We start from the raw sequence: 1568 nt of genomic DNA, 5'->3' as shown, positions 1-1568 counted from the left end.
GAGTACTGCAGGTAGAACCCGGCGTTCGTGCCCGCGTCCTGCGACACGACCGTCTGCGAGGCGGTGGTGTTGTTGACCTTCGCCCACGCCGAGATCGTGAAACTCTGCGTCGTGTCCAGGACCGGACCGGCGGTGGTCGCCGCGCCCGTCGTGCCGTTGAAAACGCCGGCACCGCCACTCCAGGTGACCCCGCTCGTCGCGGTCGCCGGCAGGTCGGCCCCCGAGGAGTCGACCACCGCCGTCCCGCTCAGGGCGTTCAACCGCCACCAGCCGTTCGGCTTGCCCACGCCGAGCGTCCGCGCCCAGTCACTCGTGGTACGCCCCGCGGTGTCGTAGTTGCTGCCGACACCGGCCGTGTAGCCGGTGTTGTCGGAGTAGTACTTCGCGGTGACCAGGTCGTCGTTGTTGTAGGTGTAACTCGTCCGCCGGGCCACCCCGTTCGGGTCGACGACCTCGCTCGACACCCGGCTCGCCGCGTCCAGTGTGTACTTGGTCTCGGTCGTGCCATTGTTCTCGACCTCGCGGATCTCATTACCGGCCGCGTCGTACTCGGTCGTCTGAGCCGCATAGGTCTGCGTACCGTCGATGTTCTTCTTCACCACACCGACCTGGAGATTGTTGTCGGTGTACGTGAACGCGGTGACGTAACCCATCGCATCGGTGATCGACGCCAACCGGCCCGCCGGATCGTACGCTCGCGACTCCGTCACCAGATTCGTCGCCGTCGCCGGATTGTCCGGGTCGCCACCCTTCCACCCGATCAACGTGTTGGTCAGCATGTGACCATTCGCGTCGTACGCGTAATCGGTCTCCGCGCCGGTCTCGTCGATCTCCTTGGTCATGTTCCCGTACACGTCGTACCCGTACGTCGTCGTGCCCCCGTACGCGTCGACCGAGGTGAGCACCTGACCCAACGCGTTGTACGTGTTCGACAACACCCGCGACGCGTCACCGCCGGTGGTGTCCGCGACGGTCTGCTTGGTGACCTGACCGTCGTAGTTGTACTCCGTCGTCGTCACCGGCGTGTGCTTCGCACCCGTCACCCGGTCGGTCGACGCCGGGTCCGCCTGCGACACGATCCGCGACAACCGGTCGTAGCCGACCGTCGTCACCACACCGGCCGGGAACCCGTCGGAGATCTCCGTACTCGACACCGCCCGGCCGAGCCCGTCATAGGTGAACTTCGTGACCAGCCCGGCCGCGTCGGTCACCTGCGCCACGTCACCATTCTTGAAATACGTGGTCGTCGCCGTCGCACCGCCCGGTGACGTCGACCTGTACGGCAACCCTGGTGGTGCGAAACCACCATCGGCCGCCGCGATCGTGGTGCCGTCGGTGTAGGCCGTCGTGGTGACCCGGCCCAGCGGATCGGTGGACTTCGTCTTGTTGCCGAAGGCGTCGTACTCGTACTTGGTCAGGTAGGTGTTGTCGGTCGCGGACGCCGACCGGCCGTCGCGGGTCTCGGTCACCTGGTCATTACGCGGATCCACATTGGATGCCGCGTTCAGGTAGTACGAGTAGTAGATCGTCGAACACTTGCCCGCCGACCGGTCCTGGCACGACTGCTC

The 1568-nt window shown here is 65.8% G+C and carries 1 pseudogene; it reads right to left on the bottom strand.

The window, feature by feature from the left end:
- A pseudogene (locus G401_RS51445) lies at nt 1-1568 on the bottom strand (hypothetical protein); the annotation flags it as partial.

The organism is Hamadaea tsunoensis DSM 44101, assembly GCF_000428945.1.
Classification (GTDB): Bacteria; Actinomycetota; Actinomycetes; order Mycobacteriales; family Micromonosporaceae; genus Hamadaea; species Hamadaea tsunoensis.
Note: the sequence above shows the minus strand (reverse complement) of the source record. Positions and strands in the feature narration are given on the sequence as shown.